This window comes from Streptomyces sp. NPDC059224 (genome assembly GCF_042754285.1).
In the GTDB taxonomy this organism is placed as follows: Bacteria; Actinomycetota; Actinomycetes; order Streptomycetales; family Streptomycetaceae; genus Streptomyces.
This window is the reverse complement of sequence record NZ_JBHZAN010000048.1, coordinates 1-16,788: the sequence shown is the minus strand read 5'-3', so window position 1 is coordinate 16,788 and position 16,788 is coordinate 1. Positions and strand designations below refer to the sequence as shown.

Annotated in this window: 19 protein-coding genes; 12 read left to right on the top strand and 7 right to left on the bottom strand. The window is 73.5% G+C overall.

Features of this window, described 5'->3' with window-relative positions; genetic code table 11:
- Positions 1-51: 51 nt before the first annotated feature.
- Positions 52-783, top strand: coding sequence for a DUF2470 domain-containing protein (locus tag ACFXI4_RS38260; protein WP_385000329.1), 732 nt, complete (start codon positions 52-54; stop codon positions 781-783).
- Here the strand turns inward: ACFXI4_RS38260 and ACFXI4_RS38255 are convergent.
- The 3 genes from ACFXI4_RS38255 to ACFXI4_RS38245 all read right to left on the bottom strand — a co-directional run bounded on the left by ACFXI4_RS38255 (position 751) and on the right by ACFXI4_RS38245 (position 4,363).
- The gene (locus ACFXI4_RS38255) at positions 751-1,950 is read right to left on the bottom strand and encodes a lactonase family protein (protein ID WP_385000326.1); all 1,200 of its coding nucleotides are present in this window, start codon (positions 1,948-1,950) and stop codon (positions 751-753) included. The genes ACFXI4_RS38260 and ACFXI4_RS38255 overlap by 33 nt on opposite strands.
- A 107-nt stretch (positions 1,951-2,057) precedes the next feature.
- Positions 2,058-3,086, bottom strand: a complete 1,029-nt coding sequence (locus ACFXI4_RS38250; protein ID WP_385000324.1) for a hypothetical protein — start codon at positions 3,084-3,086, stop codon at positions 2,058-2,060.
- Positions 3,083-4,363 (bottom strand): aromatic acid exporter family protein, encoded by a 1,281-nt coding sequence (locus ACFXI4_RS38245; protein WP_385000321.1) that lies wholly within the window; start codon positions 4,361-4,363, stop codon positions 3,083-3,085. The genes ACFXI4_RS38250 and ACFXI4_RS38245 overlap by 4 nt, the downstream gene beginning before the upstream one ends.
- 446 nt (positions 4,364-4,809) lie before the next feature.
- On the opposite strand from ACFXI4_RS38245, the gene ACFXI4_RS38240 reads away from it, so the two are divergent.
- The 4 genes from ACFXI4_RS38240 to ACFXI4_RS38225 all read left to right on the top strand — a co-directional run bounded on the left by ACFXI4_RS38240 (position 4,810) and on the right by ACFXI4_RS38225 (position 8,278).
- Complete coding sequence (locus tag ACFXI4_RS38240) at positions 4,810-5,718, top strand: DUF3626 domain-containing protein (protein ID WP_385000318.1); 909 nt, start codon at positions 4,810-4,812, stop codon at positions 5,716-5,718.
- A gap of 317 nt (positions 5,719-6,035) precedes the next feature.
- Positions 6,036-6,419: a hypothetical protein gene (locus tag ACFXI4_RS38235; RefSeq protein ID WP_385000315.1), complete on the top strand. Its 384-nt coding sequence runs from the start codon at positions 6,036-6,038 to the stop codon at positions 6,417-6,419.
- 268 nt (positions 6,420-6,687) lie between these two features.
- Positions 6,688-7,977, top strand: coding sequence for an ROK family protein (locus ACFXI4_RS38230; RefSeq protein WP_385000312.1), 1,290 nt, complete (start codon positions 6,688-6,690; stop codon positions 7,975-7,977).
- 76 nt (positions 7,978-8,053) lie between these two features.
- Complete coding sequence (locus ACFXI4_RS38225) at positions 8,054-8,278, top strand: hypothetical protein (RefSeq protein WP_385000309.1); 225 nt, start codon at positions 8,054-8,056, stop codon at positions 8,276-8,278.
- Positions 8,279-8,306: 28 nt separating this feature from the next.
- Here the strand turns inward: ACFXI4_RS38225 and ACFXI4_RS38220 are convergent, their stop codons facing one another.
- Together ACFXI4_RS38220 and ACFXI4_RS38215 are read right to left on the bottom strand one after the other, a co-directional pair.
- On the bottom strand, positions 8,307-9,269 hold the full coding sequence (locus ACFXI4_RS38220) for an SDR family NAD(P)-dependent oxidoreductase (RefSeq protein ID WP_362714891.1): 963 nt from the start codon (positions 9,267-9,269) through the stop codon (positions 8,307-8,309).
- Between the two features lie 292 nt (positions 9,270-9,561).
- Complete coding sequence (locus ACFXI4_RS38215; protein ID WP_385000306.1) at positions 9,562-10,572, bottom strand: PHP domain-containing protein; 1,011 nt, start codon at positions 10,570-10,572, stop codon at positions 9,562-9,564.
- Between the two features lie 67 nt (positions 10,573-10,639).
- On the opposite strand from ACFXI4_RS38215, the gene ACFXI4_RS38210 reads away from it, so the two are divergent.
- Entirely contained in the window at positions 10,640-10,888 is a 249-nt protein-coding gene (locus ACFXI4_RS38210; RefSeq protein WP_362714897.1) for a hypothetical protein, read from the top strand.
- 46 nt (positions 10,889-10,934) lie between these two features.
- On the opposite strand, the gene ACFXI4_RS38205 is transcribed toward ACFXI4_RS38210, so the two are convergent.
- Together ACFXI4_RS38205 and ACFXI4_RS38200 are read right to left on the bottom strand one after the other, a co-directional pair.
- A complete protein-coding gene (locus ACFXI4_RS38205) occupies positions 10,935-12,176 on the bottom strand; it encodes a ricin-type beta-trefoil lectin domain protein (protein WP_385000302.1) in 1,242 nt (413 codons plus the stop codon).
- A 125-nt stretch (positions 12,177-12,301) separates the two neighbouring features.
- Entirely contained in the window at positions 12,302-12,757 is a 456-nt protein-coding gene (locus ACFXI4_RS38200) for a VanZ family protein (protein ID WP_362714905.1), read from the bottom strand.
- A gap of 520 nt (positions 12,758-13,277) precedes the next feature.
- Between ACFXI4_RS38200 and ACFXI4_RS38195 the strand changes: the two genes are divergently transcribed.
- From ACFXI4_RS38195 to ACFXI4_RS38170, 6 genes are all read left to right on the top strand, one after another.
- Positions 13,278-13,460 (top strand): hypothetical protein, encoded by a 183-nt coding sequence (locus ACFXI4_RS38195; RefSeq protein ID WP_385000299.1) that lies wholly within the window; start codon positions 13,278-13,280, stop codon positions 13,458-13,460.
- Positions 13,457-13,909: a monovalent cation/H+ antiporter complex subunit F gene (locus ACFXI4_RS38190; RefSeq protein ID WP_385000297.1), complete on the top strand. Its 453-nt coding sequence runs from the start codon at positions 13,457-13,459 to the stop codon at positions 13,907-13,909. The genes ACFXI4_RS38195 and ACFXI4_RS38190 overlap by 4 nt, the downstream gene beginning before the upstream one ends.
- Positions 13,902-14,156 (top strand): hydrogenase subunit MbhD domain-containing protein, encoded by a 255-nt coding sequence (locus ACFXI4_RS38185; protein WP_385000294.1) that lies wholly within the window; start codon positions 13,902-13,904, stop codon positions 14,154-14,156. The genes ACFXI4_RS38190 and ACFXI4_RS38185 overlap by 8 nt, the downstream gene beginning before the upstream one ends.
- Positions 14,153-14,893 carry a hydrogen gas-evolving membrane-bound hydrogenase subunit E gene (mbhE, locus tag ACFXI4_RS38180; RefSeq protein WP_385000291.1) on the top strand — a complete coding sequence of 247 codons (741 nt, stop codon included), beginning with the start codon at positions 14,153-14,155 and terminating at the stop codon, positions 14,891-14,893. The genes ACFXI4_RS38185 and mbhE overlap by 4 nt, the downstream gene beginning before the upstream one ends.
- Before the next feature lie 7 nt (positions 14,894-14,900).
- On the top strand, positions 14,901-15,251 hold the full coding sequence (locus ACFXI4_RS38175) for a sodium:proton antiporter (protein ID WP_362723942.1): 351 nt from the start codon (positions 14,901-14,903) through the stop codon (positions 15,249-15,251).
- Positions 15,251-16,788 (top strand): complex I subunit 5 family protein (locus ACFXI4_RS38170; RefSeq protein WP_385000288.1); only part of this gene is annotated, 1,538 nt, incomplete at its 3' end. The genes ACFXI4_RS38175 and ACFXI4_RS38170, both read left to right, overlap by 1 nt.

Below are 16,788 nucleotides of genomic sequence, written 5' to 3'. Positions count from 1 at the left end.
TGCTCCCCGATCTTCGCTAAGTTAGGTGAGGCTTACCTAAGGAGATTTGGGATGGGTGACGAACAGGCGGTCCGGGCGGCCGGCCCGGGCGCGGCCGAACAAGCGCGGTCGGTGCTGGCCACGGCATGGTCGTGCCGGGTGACCGCGGACGGCGGGCGTGAGGAGTACGCCGGCGCCCATGGTGTCGCCGACGACGGCCGGGTGCTGCTGCACGTGCCGGAGGACAGCGCCCTGCTCACGGCCGTGGTCTGCGCTCCGCGCGGCGAGCCGTCCGCCGTGCTGGAGTTCGCCGACGTGGCGCCCGTCGCGGTGCGCGACCGGGTCCGGGCCCGGCTGTGGCTGGCCGGCTGGTTCGTGCCCTCCGACGGGCACCTCGTCTTCCAGCCCACCCGTGTGGTGCTGTGCCGGCCCTCCGGCGCGGTCGTCGTGGACCTCGACGAGTTCGCCGCCGCGCGCCCCGACCCGCTGGCCGGGGCCGAGGCCCACCTGCTCACCCACCTGGCGGACGCCCACCCGGAAGCCGTCGAACGGCTCACCCGGCTCGTGGAGCCCGAGAGCCTGCATGCCGCGACCCGCGTCCGGCCCCTGGCCGTGGACCGGCACGGGCTGACCCTGCGCATCGAACGCACCCGTGCCCACGGCGACGTACGGCTGGCCTTCCACGAACCCGCCGGCGACGTCACCCAGCTCACCGAGCGCATGCACGTCCTGCTGACCCGGGCCGGTGCCGCCGCCTCCCGCCCGCGCACGCTACAGCGGCAGCGCGCAGACGGCGACGGGTGACGCGAACGGCCGTCCCGTGAGCCGGAGTTCACCGCTGCGGGCGTCCACCGTGAAGACGCTCACGGTGCCGGACCGCTGATTGGCCGCGAACAGCAGCCGGCCGTCCGGCGAGAACGCGATCTGCCGGGGGAAGTCCCCTTCCACCGGCACCGTGTCCAGCAGCCGCAGCCGGGCCCCGGAGGCCTCGACCGCGTACCGCGCCAGCGTGTTGTCGCCCCGGTTGGCCAGGTAGGCGTAGGCGCCGTCGGCGGTGACCAGGATCTGGGCCGGGTAGTTGGTGGTGCCCGCCCTGCTGCCGGTGGACTGGGGAGCGCCGATATCGAGCCGGCCGGCGGCCTGGTCGTAGCCGCACACCGCGATCGTGTCGTCCACCTCGTTGGCCAGGTACGCGTACCGCCCGCCCGGGTGGAAGGTCAGATGGCGCGGACCGGCCCCCGGCCTGGTGTGTGCCTGGGCGGCCTCGGTGAGCCTGCCCCGGGTGAGGTCCAGACGGTAGCTGTAGACGGTGTCGGTGCCGAGGTCGACGGCGAGGACATGGCCGCCGTCCGGGCTGGTGACGAACTGGTGCGCGTGCGGCCCCTGCTGGCCGGGACCGGGCGCCGGGGTCGAGTGCGTGACCAGGTCGGTGCGCTCACCGAGGGTGCCGGAGGCGTCGATCGGATGGACGGCCACACTGCCGGAGGTGTAGTTCGCGCTGAGCAGCCAGCGTCCGCTCGGGTGCACCGAGAGATGACAGGGCCCCGCCCCGCCCGTGCTCCGGCTGCCGAGGACCGTCCGGTCCGCCAGACGTACTGCGGTCACCGCGCCGTCCGTGCGCTCGTTCACCGCGTACAGCGTGCGGCCGTCCGGGTGGACGGCCAGATACGACGGGTCGGCGACGCCGGTGAGCGTGCCGGTGCCGGTGATCCGGCCGGTCTCGGGGCTGTAGGTGGCCAGACCGATGCCGGTCCCGCCGCCGTCCACGGAGGTGTAGGTGCCGAGGTGGAGGGGGCGCGGCCCGGCGGCGGGCGTCGCCGGGGACCCGGCCGCCGGCCGGGGTGCCGGGCCGCCCTCACCGGGCGGGGCCGCCGGTGCCGGGACCGCCGCCACCGCCGCGGCGCCCGCCACCGCACCGACGAACCGGCGCCTGCTCCAGCCGCCACGCGTCGCTTCCGTACCACTGCCCATGCCCGCACCTCAGGTCGTCGGTCACCTCGGTCGTCACAGCAACCTTGGCGCGGGCGCCGGGTCAAAAGCAAGAAGGGCAACGGTCGTTGCGTCGCTTGCAACGGCTGTCACCAGTCGCCGTCCGCCACCGGCTTGCCGGGCGGGTCCTTCAGCGGGACCACCTGCCCGCCGGACGGCTGCTGCCAGGGCTCCAGGTCGTCGCCGAGCCAGTCGCCGACCGGCTTGACCCCCTCCAGGGCGTCCGTGGGGGCGAGATCCTGGCCGTCCTGGTCGTAGTAGTCGTACCAGGGCAGCCCGGCCCGGGTGTACGCGGCCCGGTCCACCGGTGACGGCGGGGGCTCCTCGCCCGTGATGCGACGCCACTGCGGAGGCGTGACCAGGTGCACGAAGACCCGCCCGGCAGGGGTCTCGGCCCAGTCGAGCGGGGGCCGTTCGTCCTCGTAGACCTCCTGGCGCATCGAGCCGCCGGCCCCGAGGCCCATCCCGGCCGAGCGGGCGGCGGGGGCGGTCGCGGGCACGGCCGGCGCGGCCACCGCCAGTGGGCCGCCGTAACCGCCGAGCGCTCCCGGCGCGGGGGTCCGCTCGCGCCGCAGCCGCTCCTGCCGCCGCCACCGGGCGAGCGGCTCCTCCTTGAGCGCGAAGGACTGGAGCTGCACCCCGCCCCACACCTCCTCGCCGGTGACCTGTCCCTCCACCGTGGCGCCGAGACCGAGCGGCACCGCCACGAACTGGCGGACCGTGCCCCGGCCGGAATTGATGCCGTCCAGCCAGGGCTGGCGGGGCAGTACCAGGTAGTTCTGCGGATCCCGGGACAGCCGGTCGCTCCACGGCTCGCCGGAGACCGCGCACACCTTGCCGACGCCGACCTGGAGGGCGGCCGGTTCCACCGTGCCCGCGAAACTCAGCCACATCGCCTCGCGCAGGTACACCGGCAGCATCACCCCGCCGCGCGCCCGCCACCCGTCCGGGACCGTGTCCGGACAGTCGCTCACCCGCCGGACCGGGAACTCGCCGAGCCCCGGCGGCAGCGGATGCGTCCCCGTCTCCGGCAGGCGCAGGGTGCGCACGAAACGCACCGCCACCCCGCCCGGCAACCGCAGTGTGTTCCCGTCGGTCCGTACCGTCGTGTCCGTCACCGGCGTGCCCCCTTCTCCGTCCTGGACCGAGAACGCTCCGCACCACCCGCCCGGTTCCGCCGCAACCGCTCCGGTACGCCGATCCGCTCCCGCAGCCAGGTCAGCCGGGGCCGCTTGACGCGCTGCTCGGCGGAGACCCGGTCCAGCTCCTCCAGCAGCCGGCGGGTGCGGTGCTCGGTGTTCATCTCGTCGAGGAGCCGGTTGACCTCGGTCAGGACGGCACCCAGCAGCTGCCAGTTCCGGTCGTCGCCGCGGACCTCGTCGCGGAGCAGCTCGGCGAGCTTGTCGCGGGTGCCGGCCGCGGTGTGCAGCTCGGCCGCGAGCCGGGCCTCGGCCGACTCGGCGCTCTCGCTGATGCTGGTGGTCACCAGTACCGCGAAGCTCACCACGGCGTCGGCGATCTGGGACAGCAGCTGCTCCACGGCCGCCCCCGTGTCCGGGGCGAACAGCGGCTCGGGTTCGCGGGCCTTGGCCAGGTCGGTGAAGGTCCGGGCCAGCACCCGCAGCACGACCGTGCAGATCTCCAGCGTGTCCAGGCCGGTGCGCAGCACCACCCGGTGCAGCAGCCCCTCCCTGACCCGCGGATTGAGCCGCAGGCTGTCCTCGGCCTGCCGCAGCGCCGCGTCCACGTCGATGATGGCGTGGTCGAGCCGGCGGGCCTCGTGCAGCCGCTCGGCCGCCTGCCGCCACGGCGTCGGCCCCGACGCCTCCTCGCCCATGCGCAGCATCAACTGCCGCAGCCGGCGGGCCAGGCCCTCGATCGACTCCCCGGCCTCGTCCACCCACACCGGGGGAGGGAGCAGCACATTGCAGCCCATCCCGACGACCGCGCCGATCAGCGTCTCCACGATCCGGGCCCAGGCCGTGCTGCTGATGGTGGTCACCCCGAGCACCAGCATGGCGCTGATCGCCACCTCGGGGATGTACTCGTCGACGCGCACCAGGTGCCCCACCCCCAGTGAAGCCACGATCAGCAGGGCCAGGCTCCACCAGGTCAGCCCCACCAGCTGGCTGAAGGCGATGGCGACCAGCACGCCGGCCACCACCGCGTTGACCCGGCGGAAACCGTTGGTGAGGGTGGCGTACAGGGTCACCTGCACGACCAGGAGCGCGGTCAGCGGAGCGGTGAGCGGAGCCGGTTCCGGGCTCAGCCGGAGCGCGACGACGTAGGCGATCGTGGCCGCAGCGGACGACCGCAGCGTCTGGACGACCACCGGGTCCCGATGACGCCGCAGCAGCCGCGTCAGACCCCTGGCCCACTCTTGTACGTCTTGCATCCTTTGGCCTGTTCCCTCTCACCCGTCACGTCGAACGTGTTTTCCGCGGATCACCCGGGCGCCGGTGGCCGGATGACCAGGGTGGACTACGGAGTGTGTCCGACGGCCGGGCCGTGTCGCCCGCAACCGAACACCAGCCCGACGCGTCTCCGGTGCCCGGGGTGCCGGACGAACCAGCGGTGCGGAAGGGCTGGGCGTCGGACTGCGGTGCGGTGCTGTGCGCGGTGGCGGGCCTCGGGGATGTCAGCCCGTCACGGCGACGAGCATCCCCGAACCGAGGAAGACCGCTCCGCCGAGCACCGGCATGCGCACGTTGCCGACGACGACTCGCCCCGGTGCGCGGCCGCCCCACCACGGCGCGACGAAACCGCCGGGACCCGGCCGGCCGCGGTCGGATAGGGTCGGCCGGCACCGGACGGGCAGGGAGAGGTCGCAGGCAGGAGCCGATGGAACTCACGAACATCGGGACGGCACGGGCCGCGGCGGCGCTGCGCCATGTGGCCGCGCTGTCCGCGGGACCGGTTCTCGATCCCGGCCTGTCCATCACCCTGAACTTCCACCCCGACCGGCTGTCGGCCGGGCTGCCGATCCTGGAGGCGCTGGCCCGGGACGGCGCCTACCACTCCCAGTTCGTCACCGGCACCAGCAACGGCGGGCTCACCGCGCACCCCGGCGGCGACCGGTGGCGCTGGGAGAGCCGGATCTTCGGCGGGACCTACGACGACGCGGACCCGGCCGAACGGCCGGTGTACGGGGCGCTGAACTTCCGCGGCCAAGTGGTCGGGGCGGCTCCGCGATTCGGTTCCTCCCACCTGCGGCTGACCGGACCGGCACTGCACCGCGCGACCTTCTGCTACCCCGACAGCGCGGCCGAACCGACGGACTTCGGTGTCGCCGCCGGTACCCACCTGCTGGCCCTCGCCGAGGCGGACGAGCAGGACGCCCTCAACGACTACATCGAGACACAGGTGCACGGCGGGGTACGGCTCGACCGGGACGTGGCCGCCCTGGTGCTGGACGCCTCCTACCGGGGGACCCCCGTGGAATCGGCGGCCCGGCGACTGCCCTTCCCGGTCGAATGGCACCCCGGCTACCGGCTCACCGTGCCCGGCCTCCTCCGCCGGGCGGACTACCGGGGCCCGCAGTACGCCGCGCTCGGCGCCCGGATCGCCGAGAAGGGCGTCGTGGACCCCCGGATCATCGGCGACGCGGCCCGCACCGGCCGGTACCCGATCCAGGACCTCAAGATGGTCTGGCACACCCTCGCGCGCTTCGGCGCCCCGGAAGGCGCCGGCACGGCCTGCTCCGCCGGTCCGGGTCGCCGGACGCCGGGGGGCGGCACCCCCAAGGCGTAGGCGCGGGCGACCGGGTTCGGTGCGGTGGACCGCGGAACAGCGGGCTGACAGGCGGCGCAGGTGATACGTGACACCGGCCGCGCCTGCCGACCTCCTGACCCCGCTGACACCGCGCCACCACTCGGTCTCCTCGTCCCCGGCCGCCGCCACGCCGACCTGATGAACTCCCCGCCGGCGGCCCCCGCCGGCTTGGGCAGGGGGCACCTACCGCGGCACCGGATCCGGCCCTCGCGGGGCTCCGCCCCGGCGAACCGCTGTAGGCCCGTGTCCAGCCCTGCCGGGAGGCCTTCCGGATCGACGGCAGCCGACCGGCCGTCGTGATCGCCGCGGGCACGCGCCTGGCAGCCCTCCGGGATGCCGTCGCCGACCGGACGGCCGTGCTCGCGGCGGGCGCAGAACTCCCGCCCGCGCTCTGCTGCTTCGGCTGCGACGCCGCCGAGGCCGACTTCCCGCGCGCCGAGGAGCTCCGCGGCGCCGAGACCGCCGGAGCCGGATCGCTGCGCCCGGCCTTCAGCACGGCCGGCACGTTCGTCCAGCACCCTGTCGCCACCGGGGGCGACGAGGTGTGGGCGTTGCCGGCGGCGGGCGCGAGGGTGTACGTCCGCGGTGACGGCAGCAGGACGGCACCGGGGGTGCGGGTTGACGTATACCGGAGATGTTCCGCGCCCGCGTCCCCGGGGGAAATCCCGTCGAATGGCTGAACTCCCTGGTGGCGGAAGGCCGTTTTGTGGAGGATGTATGCGCGTCGAGCTGATCGACGCCGTCGCCCGCGGCGCCCCGTCAGGGACGCGGGGAACTGCGCGAGCCGCCGGGCCGGACCCGCGGCCCGCGCGCGACCCGCCCCCCACGGTGTGATCCGCCGTCGCCCCCTCCTTAGCTCACAGCGTGAACTAAGGGTTGGGAAAATATCGCTTCCGCCCTCTCGAAGGAGTATGTTGCAGGTCGGGAAGGGTTCGTGAAGGGAGCCACATGGCGGGGCGGAACGGGCGCACGGTACGCGACCTCAGGAGGGCCAACCGCACGGCCGTGCTCCAGCGACTGTATTTCGACGGCCCCCTCAGCCGCTTCGAGCTCGGCCCCGCCACCGGCCTGAGCTCCGGCTCGGTGAGCAACGTGGTGGCCGACCTGGTCGCCGACGGCCTGGTCGAGGAGGCCGGCAGCGTCGACTCCGACGGCGGCCGGCCCCGCACCCTGCTGCGCGTGGCCCCGCACAGCGGCCACATGATCGGCGTCGACGTCGGCGAGACCCGGGTCCGGGTCGAGCTGTTCGATCTCACCCTCACCGAACTCGCCCGCGTCGAGCGCCCGCTGACGCAGCAGGGCTATGACGTCGAGGTGATCGTCGGGCACATCCGGGACGGCATCGCGGAGGTCCTCGCGACCGAGGGCGCCTCGCCCGAGCTGCTGCTCGGTGTCGGTGTCGGCGTCCCCGGCATCGTCGAGCACACCGCGGACCGGGGTGCCCTGGTGCACGGTCAGACCATCGGCTGGGACGCCGTCCCGCTGGAGGAGCTGCTCCGCACCGGCTGCCAACTCCCGGAGTCCGTCCGGTACTTCATTGACAACGGCGCCAAGACGCTGGGGCAGGCCGAGATGTGGTTCGGCGCCGGGCGCGGCGCGGACAACGCGGTCGTGGTGCTGTTCGGCTCCGGCGTCGGCGCCTGTCTGGTCACCGCCGAGGTGGAGCACGGCCGGGCCGTCGAGTGGGGCCATCTGACGGTACGGGTGCGGGGGCGGCGCTGCCGCTGTGGCGCACTCGGCTGCCTGGAGGCGTATGCGGGCGCAGAGTCGCTGCTGGCCCGCTGGCGCGAGGAGGGCGGCCGTCCGGCCGAGGGCACCGACGAGGAGACGGCGCTGACCGCGATGCTCGCCGCCGCCTACCCGTCCGAGGACACCGAGCCCGATCCGGTCGCCCTCGCCGTCCTGGAGGAGACCGCGGAGTACCTGGGCGCAGGCCTCTCCGACCTGATCAACCTCTTCCAGCCCGAGCGGATCCTGATCGGCGGCTGGGCCGGGCTCCAGCTGGGCGCCCGCTTCCTGCCCGCCGTACGCCGGTACGCGACCACGTACGCGCTGCGCCACCCCGCCGAGCAGGTCACCATCGACCTCGGCCGGCTCGGGCCGGACGCGGTCACCGTCGGAGCCGCGATCCTGCCCCTCGCCGACTTCTTCAGCCGTGGCGGCCGCCGCGCCGAACCGGCGACCGAGGACCGCCTGCCCGCCTGGCGTATGGCCCTGGAGGAGCGCACTCCGCGCTGAGCACCCCCGGTTTCACGGCTCCCGGGCGAGGTACCCGCGTACCGCCCGCACCGATCCGACCTCGAGGGGCGCAGCCATGAGTGACCAGCAGGGCGGGGGGCCCGTACCCCGCGACATGCCGGACCAGCAGGCCCGGCCCGATGACCGGGACCCGTGGGACGCGGCCGAGGGCAGGCGCCCGGACGCCCACGAGGACGCGGGCCTGCCCGGGACCGACGAGGCGGGCACGGGCCTGCGGGGCGCCCCTCGCCCGGGAGTGGTGCAGCCCGACGAGCCGCTGCCGGAGGAGCCCTCGGCCTGAGCGCCGGGCGTGGCGTGGCGGCGGTGTGTCAGGCGAACGCGTTCACGCCCGTCAGTTCCGCCGACAGGTCCCAGAGCCGGGCGGCCTGTACGGGGTCGATCGCCCAGTCCTTGACACCGGTCGACGCGCCCTCCACGGCGGGCTCGGCGATGTCGCAGTCCTCCAGGTACACCCCGCCGAGGTCCGCCAGTTGCGGGGAGGTGGCCGCCCAGGTCTGGGTGGCCGCACCCTGCGGCGGGGTCTTGAAGCCCTGCGGGTTCAGCACGGTGCCCTGCTCGTCGATCCAGCCGCGCTCGACCATCTCCTCGCGCGGGATGTGCCGCTGGAGGGGTGTCATGATGCCGCCCGGGTGCAGGGCGAAGGCCCGTACCCCCGCGTCCCGGCCGAGCCGGTCCAGGTGGACGGCGAACAGCACGTTCGCGGTCTTGGCCTGGCCGTACGCCTGCCACTTGTCGTAGCCGTGCCGCCACTGGACGTCGTCCCAGCGCATCCCGGCGAAGTGGTGGGCCCGCGAGGAGACCGACACCACCCGGGCGCCGCCCGGTTCCAGGGCCGGCCAGAGCCGGTTGACCAGGGCGAAGTGCCCCAGGTGATTGGTGGCGAACTGGGCCTCCCAGCCCGGTCCTACCCGGGTCTCGGGGCAGGCCATGACGCCCGCGTTGTCGATCATGAAGTCGACCGTCCGGCCGGAGGCCAGGAACCGCTCGGCGAAGGCACCCACGCTGTCCAGGTCGCCGAGGTCCAGCTCGTCCACCTCGACGGCGTCCAGGCCGGCGAGCGCCTCCCGGGCTGCCTCGGGGCGCCGCGCGGGGACGACGACGCGGGCGCCCGCCTTGGTCAGCGCCCTGGTGGTCTCCAGCCCGAGCCCGGAGTAGCCGCCGGTGACGATCGCGAGCCGGCCACCGAGGTCGAGGCCCGCCAGGACGTCGTCGGCGGTGCTGTCCGCGCCGAACCCGGAACCGATCTTGTGCTGCTCAGTCGTAGTGCTCATGGCGTGAACGCTACGAATTGGAGTGCGCTCGAAGTCAAGCGGAGGTCCCGGCGCCCGGGAACCGCCTTTCGGGCAGCGGAAAGCCCCGGCCGCGACGGGGGATTCGCGACCGGGGCGGTCAGGTGGGGGCACGGACGGCGGTCGCCCCGCGGCGAGACGCTCCACAGGGCTTCAGCCGAACGATCGTCCCCGTGGGCGGGAGTTGAGGCCCGGGGACACTGTCCCGTCGGCACCCACGGCTGGTTCAACGGACAACCACCCCGGGCTGTTCCGGACCCCGGAGTGACGCGGGTCACCCGGTCCCGGTCCAGGCCAGGAGCCGTTCCACCGGCCAGGTGTTCACCACCCGGTCGGCGGACACCCCGCACTCCTCGGCCCGGGCACAGCCGAGGATCTGCCAGTCCAGCTGGCCGGGCGCGTGGGCGTCGGAGTCGATCGAGAACAGCACTCCCGCCTCGACGGCCCGGCGCAGCAGCCGGCGGGGCGGGTCCAGGCGCTCGGGGCGGCTGTTGATCTCCACGGCCGTGTCCGACGCGGCGCAGGCGGCGAACACCTCGTCCGCGTCGAACTCCGACTCCGGCCGCCCCCGTCCGGTGACGAGACGGCCCGTGCAGTGGCCGAGGACGTCCGCGTGCGGATCGCTCACGGCCCGCACCAGGCGCCGGGTCATCGAGCGGGCGTCCATCCGCAGCTTGGAGTGGACGGAGACGACGACCACGTCGAGCCGCTCCAGCAGCTGCGGTTCCTGGTCCAGCGAACCGTCCTCCAGGATGTCGCACTCGATGCCGGTGAGCAGCCGGAACGGCGCCCAGGAGGCGTTCAGCCCCGCCACCACCGCCAGCTGCTCGCGCAGCCGCTGTGGGGACAGGCCGCGGGCCACCGTGAGCCGGGGCGAGTGGTCGGTGAGCACCGCCCACGCGTGCCCGAGCGCGGCGGCGGTGCGGCCCATCTCCTCGATCGGGCTGCCGCCGTCGGACCAGTCCGAGTGCAGATGACAGTCCCCGCGCAGCAGCGCCCGCAGCCGGGAGCCCCCGTCGGCCGCCGGTTCTCCCGTCTCTTCCTCAAGCGTGCGCAAATATCCGGGCAAATCTCCCGTGAGGGATTCCCGGACCACCTGGGCCGTCTTCGGGCCCACGCCCCGCAGCGACTCCAGGGTGCCGGCCGCGGCCCGCTCGGCGATCTCCCCGGCGGGCAGGGAGGCCAGGACCCGTGCGGCGGTGCGGAAGGCGCGCACCCGGTAGGCCGGTGCCAGGGACCGTTCCAGCAGGAAGGCGATCCGTTCCAGTGCCTCGACGGGTCCCATGGCCACCTCCACCGTCAGGGTGACTCAGGCAAGTCACATCCGCCCGGGGAGATCTACCCTCGATTGCATGACCGAGATAGCGAGCCCGTTCATCTCCCAGCCGCGGATCCTGGTGCTCGGGGTCATGACCGGCAAGCCGGGCAGCCCGCCCTTCCGCATCGTGGAGATCGACGGTGAGGTGGTCGGTGAGGCACGGGACATCACCGAGGTGCTGGCGGTCGCCGCGACCCACGGCATCACGGTCCACGACCTGGACGACCCGGCCGTGGTCTGCTGGGTGGGCGGGGACAAGTTCACCTGGGTGCCCCGCCACTAGGGCCCGTCCGGCGGACGGGCCCCAGTGGCCGGTCGGCGGGTCAGCCTCAGCCGACGGTCCACTTCTGGTTGGCGCCGCCGGAGCAGGTCCAGATCTGCAGCCGGGTGCCGTTGGCCGAGTTGTTGCCGGTGACGTCCAGGCACTTGTCCGCCTGTGGGTTCACGATGTCGTGCGCCGCGGAGACGGCCCACTTCTGGGCGGCGCTGCCGTTGCAGTCGTAGAGCTGGACCGTCGTACCGTCCGCCGTACCGCCGCTGGTGACGTCCAGGCACTTGCCCAGGGCGCGGATGGTGCCGTCACTGCCCACGGTCCACTGCTGGGCGGCGGAGCCGTTGCAGTCGTAGAGCTGCACGGGCGTGCCGTTGGCGGAGTTCGCCCCGGCCACGTCCACGCACTTGCCGGCCAGGCCCTTGATCGCGACGCCGGCCGCGGTGTCACTCGTCGTCACCGACACCGAGTCCACGACCAGCTGTGCCGGGAACGCCGTGGAGCTGTTGGGGTCGCCCGGCCAGTAGCCGCCGACGGCCAGGTTGAGGATGAGGAAGAACGGCTTGTTGAACGCCCAGGTGTTGCCGCCCACGTCGGCGGGCGTGCGGGTCTGGTAGGCGACCCCGTCGACCGACCAGGTGATCTTGTTGGGTGCCCAGTCGACGGCGAAGGTGTGGAAGGCGTCCGCGAAGGCCTGGCCGTTCGGGAGCGTGTAGCCGGCGCCTATCCCGGCCGAGCCGGAGTAGCCGGGACCGTGGATGGTGCCGTGCACGGTCGAGGGCTCGAAACCGACGTTCTCCATCACGTCGATCTCACCGGAGTCGGGCCAGCCGACCTGTCCGATGTCGGTGCCCAGCATCCAGAACGCGGGCCACATGCCCTGCCCGCGCGGGATCTTCATCCGGGCCTCGACGTGCCCGTACTGGGCGCTGAACTTGCCCGAGGTGTTCATCCGGGCCGAGGTGTACTGACAAGTACCGTACCAGCACTGGTAGTTGGCGGGGTTCTCCTTCTTGGCCGTGATGACCAGGTGACCCTGGCCGTCGAGGGCCGCGTTGTTGGTGCCGGAGGTGTAGTACTCCCGCTCGTGGTTGTTGACGTTGTCGCCGGTCTCCTGGGTCCACTTCGAGGAGTTGACCGCCGAACCGGCGGGACCGTCGAAGGTGTCGGAGAAGGTCACGGCGGCCGCACCGGCGTCGGCGGCCTCGGCCCGGTGCGCGGGGCCGACCGCGACGGATCCGACGAGCGCGGCGGACAGGGCGGCGAACAGGCAGCTGCGGAGCAGTCGTGGGGAGGCCACGGCTCTTCCTTCCGTACGGCGGCCGGACGCGGGGTGGCATCCGGCCGAGGTGGGGGGTGAAGGCGTCGCCTGTTGATTTAAGAGTTGAGATAAGTACCCCGTCAATACCTTGGTACGGACCAGTGTCAGGCCCGCTGCTTCTTCGGCTTGCGCGCGTGAACCGCCCGGCCGAGCCGCCGGCCCACCAGCAGCCAGCCGATCAGCGCCCCCGAGGTGTTGAGGATGACGTCGTCCACGTCGAAGGCGCGCCCCTCGACCAGCAGACCCTGCGCCGTCTCGACCATCAGCATCACGAACGCGGTCAGCAGCAGCACCCCGAAGAAGCCCCGGGCGCGCGGCACGAGGACCGGCACGATGATCCCGAACGGCACGCCGAGCAGGATGTTCCCGCCGATCTGCTTGACCGCGTCTCGCAGGGCCGGCTGGTCCAGGTAGATCTTGAGGGACTCGCCGGGATGCAGATTGGTGTGCGCGATCGACACGGAGGCCGGGGACGGATCCAGCGTCAGCCGGGCCAGTACGACGGCGAACGCCACCATCGCCGCGAACGCGAACAGCATGGCCAGGATCCGCAACGGCAGCGGGAGCGGATGGCGTCCCGTGCCGGTGGCCCTGGCGGTCCGGCCTGCCTTTCCCGCGCCGTTTGTCCTGCCGGTACGCGCCGCCCTGCCGAGGCGGCCCTTCTTCCCGGCGCCCGCGGTCTTGGCGGTGCCGGTCTTCGCGGGGGCGTCCGGCCCGGCGCGGCGGACGCCGACGGCGCGGGCGGCCTTGGTCAGCACTCCGGGCTGTTTTCCGGTGTTCCCGTCCGTGTTCGTCCTGCCGTTCTTCTCGGCTCTGGTCGTGCGCAGGCGCGAAGCGGCACTGGCCATGAGGTCCTCCACTAGTCAACAGTCCGGCGTGCTGACCCAGTTACCCCGGAACCGCCCGCGGACACCCGCCGCCGTGGCGGCGGCCGGGACGCACCCGAGGTTTCCGCCGGCGCTCGCCGGGCACTCCGGAGCCGTTCCCGCGTGCCGCCCCTCCCCGCGACGGAGGCGGTGCTTGGATGCGAGAGGCGGCGAAACGGGCACAGCGTCGCAAAATGGCCCGAGGAGGTGGCGTATGACCGGACGTACGGCGTTCGTCGCCACGGCCGAACTGCTCGGCTGGTGGGCCGCGCTGGTCCTGCTCTGGCTGGTGTTCATCGGCACCGTCGACACCCTGGAGCGGATCGTCGGCGCGAGCGCGGCGGCCGTCGGCGCCCTGGCCGCCCGAGCCGGGCGACAGGCGGTGAGCTGGCGGTGAACGGCTGGATCGTGGCCGCGACCGTGCTGCTGGCCGGGGGAGCGGGCAGCGCCCTGTGGGCGGTGGCCACCGGTCCGCTCGGCCGCCGGGTGGCCGCCCAGAACCTCGCCACCTCCGCGGTCTGCCCCAGCCTGTTGCTGCTGGCCCAGGGCTACGGCCGCACGTCCTACGTCGATCTCGCGCTGCTGCTGGCGCTGCTGGGACCGGTCGGCACCCTGGTCTTCGCCCGGCTGCTCGCGGACGACCTGGCGGACGAGCGGCCCGCCGCCTGGGGCCTGACCTGGACGGCGGCCGGGATCGGCGCGCTGGTCGTCCTCGCGCTGTGCGCGGTGACCGGACCGGGGCGGGCGACGGTGAAGCTGCTGGTGACCGGGGCACTGCTGATCGGCGGCAACGTGGTCGCCTCCCGCGCGCTGTCCGGCGGATTCCGGGGGGTGCGCGGTGGCTGACGCGGTGATCGTCGTCGCGCTGCTGCTGACGGCGGCCTCGGCGACCGTGGCGGTGGCGACCCGGGACCCGGCCCGCCAGGCCCTGGTCCTGTCCCTGCTCGGCCTGATCCTGGGCGCGCTGTTCACCGTCCTCCAGGCCCCGGACGTCGGCCTCTCCCAGCTCGCCGCGGGCTCCGCGCTCACCCCGCTGCTGATCATGCTGTCGGTCCGCAAGGTGAAGCGGCGCGGCAAGGCGGACGACAGGTGACCCGGCGCCTGCGGCTGTGGCTGCTGGCCGTCGGCGGCACAGGTCTCGCCGCCCTGCTGGTCGCGGCCTGTTTCGACCTGCCCTCCTTCGGCGGCCGCAGCCACCCCTACGGCGACCGCGCCGTCCGGGCCTCCCTGGCCCGGCACACCGCCAACGTCATCTCCTCCGTCAACTTCGACCAGCGCGCCTACGACACCCTCGGCGAGATGAGCATCCTCTTCGCGGCCGTCCTCGGCTGCGTGGTCCTGCTGCGCCAGACCCGCGACGAGCACCGGGCCCGTCCGCGGCCCGCCGAAGTCGCCCGGCCCGTCCGCCGGTACGCCCTGCTGGTGCTTCCGGTCGCCCTGGTCACCGGCCTGTACATCATCGCGCACGGCCAGCTCAGCCCCGGCGGCGGCTTCCAGGGCGGGGTCGTCGCCGCGACCGCCCTGCACCTGCTCTATCTCGGCGCCGACTACCACGCCCTGGAGCGCGTCCGCCCGATCGGCGTCCTCGAGGTCGCCGACTCCCTGGCCGCCTGCGCCTACCTGGTGCTGGGCCTGTCCGGGCTGCTGGCCGGCACCGCGTTCCTCGCCAACACGCTGCTGCCGTACGGGACGTTCAACACGCTGTCCTCCGGCGGAATGGTCCCCCTGCTGAACGCGGCCGTCGGCATGGAGGTGGCGAGCGCGGTGGTCGTCCTGCTCGCCGGCTTCCTCGACCAGGCCGTCGAGATCGAGGACGAGAACGGGAGTTGAGCCGCCGGTGATACACGTCTTCCCCTATCTGACAGCCGTCTGGATCTTCCTGGCCGGCTGTTACGGTCTGGCCACCAGCCGGAACCTGATCCACGCGGTCGGGTGTCTGGCCGTCGTCCAGTCCTCGACGTACGTCCTGCTGCTGGCGGTCGGTTACCGCGACGGCGGCACCGCGCCCGTCTTCTCCGATCTCAGGCCCGGCACCCGGCCGCTGGTCGACCCGGTGGTGCAGGCCCTCGCCCTGACCGACGTGGTCGTCGGTGCGACCGTCACCGCGCTGCTGCTCGCGCTGGTCCTGCAGATCGCCAAGCGGCACGGCACGGTCGACCCGGACGAACTGACGGAGCTGCGCGGCTGATGCACCACCTGCTGCCCCTGCTCGTGGCCGTCCCGCTGCTCGGCGCCACCCTGCTGGTGGCCGGCGGCCGCCGGCTGCACCGGGTCCTCGCCGAGAGCTTCGCCTGCGCGGTGTGCGCCGGCACCTGCGCCCTCGCCCTGGTCCTGCTGCTCCACTCCGCGCCCCCGCTGGTCGAGTGGGCCGGTGGATGGCGTCCCGTCGGCGGGGAGAGCGTCGGGATCGTCCTGACCGGAGACGGTCCCGCGCTCGGCATGGCCGCCCTCGCCTCGCTGCTGACCCTGGCCGCACTCGTCTATTCCTGGCGCTACTTCGCGGAGCCGCCCCGCCGGCACGCGGGCTCCTTCCCGGCGCTGATGCTGGTCTTCCAGGCCGGGATGTGCGGCTTCACCCTGGCGGGCGACCTGTTCAACGCGTTCGTCTTCTTCGAGCTGATGAGCGTCGTCGCCTACGCGCTGACCGGCTACCGCATCGACGAGGCGAAGGCCGTGCAGGGGGCGCTGACCTTCGGCGTGGTCAACTCCCTCGGGGCCTACGCCATGCTGACGGGCATCGGCCTGCTGTACGCCCGCACCGGCGAACTGGGCATGGCGAGGATCGGCCACGGCCTGGACGCGCACGGCCGTCCGGACGCGCTGGTCCTGGCCGCCTTCGTGCTGGTGCTCACCGCGCTGCTGGTCAAGGCGGCCGCCGTGCCCTTCCACTTCTGGCTCCCGGACGCGCACGCCGTCGCCCCGACCCCGGTCTGCATGCTCCTGTCCGGAGTGATGGTCGAACTCGGCGCCTACGGCGTGTGGCGGGTGTACGGCACGGTCTTCGCCGGACCCGGCGGCATCCCGGCCGCCGACCTGGAACGGGCGCTGGTCGTCCTCGGCACGCTCACGGCCGTACTGGGCGCGTTCATGTGCTGGCATCAGCGGCACATCAAACGGCTGCTGGCCAACTCCACCATCGCCCACACCGGACTGTTCCTCGTCGGCCTCGGCGTCCTGACCCCGGCGGGCGACTCCGGGGTCGCCCTCTACCTGGTCGGGCACGCCGGGGTGAAGGCCGCCCTCTTCGCCTGTGCCGGGATCCTCCTGGACCGCTACGGCAACGTCGACGAACGCGCGCTGCACGGCCGGGCCCGGGAACTGCGCACAGTGGGCGTCCTGTTCACCATCGGGGCGCTGGCCCTCGCGGGGCTGCCGCCGTTCGGCACCGCGCTCGGCAAGTCGGTCGCCGAGGAAGCGGTGGGCGCTCCGCTGACCGTGCTCTACGTCGTCGTGTCGGCGGTGACCGCGGGGGCGGTGCTGCGGGTCGCCGCCCGGGTCTTCCTCGGCCTCGGGGACCGGCCGCCCAAGGGCGACGCGTACGAGACCTCCGGAGCCGACGAGGAGCCCGAGACCGAGGGCCGTCTCGGGCGGATCCCGGCCACGATGACCGCGGTCCCCGCCGCGCTGCTGGCCGGCGCCCTCGCGGTGGGGCTCGTCCCCGGCTTCCCGGCGGCGCTGGCCGACACCGTGGACAGGGGCAGGACCCCGGCGGACGTCCAGTGGAC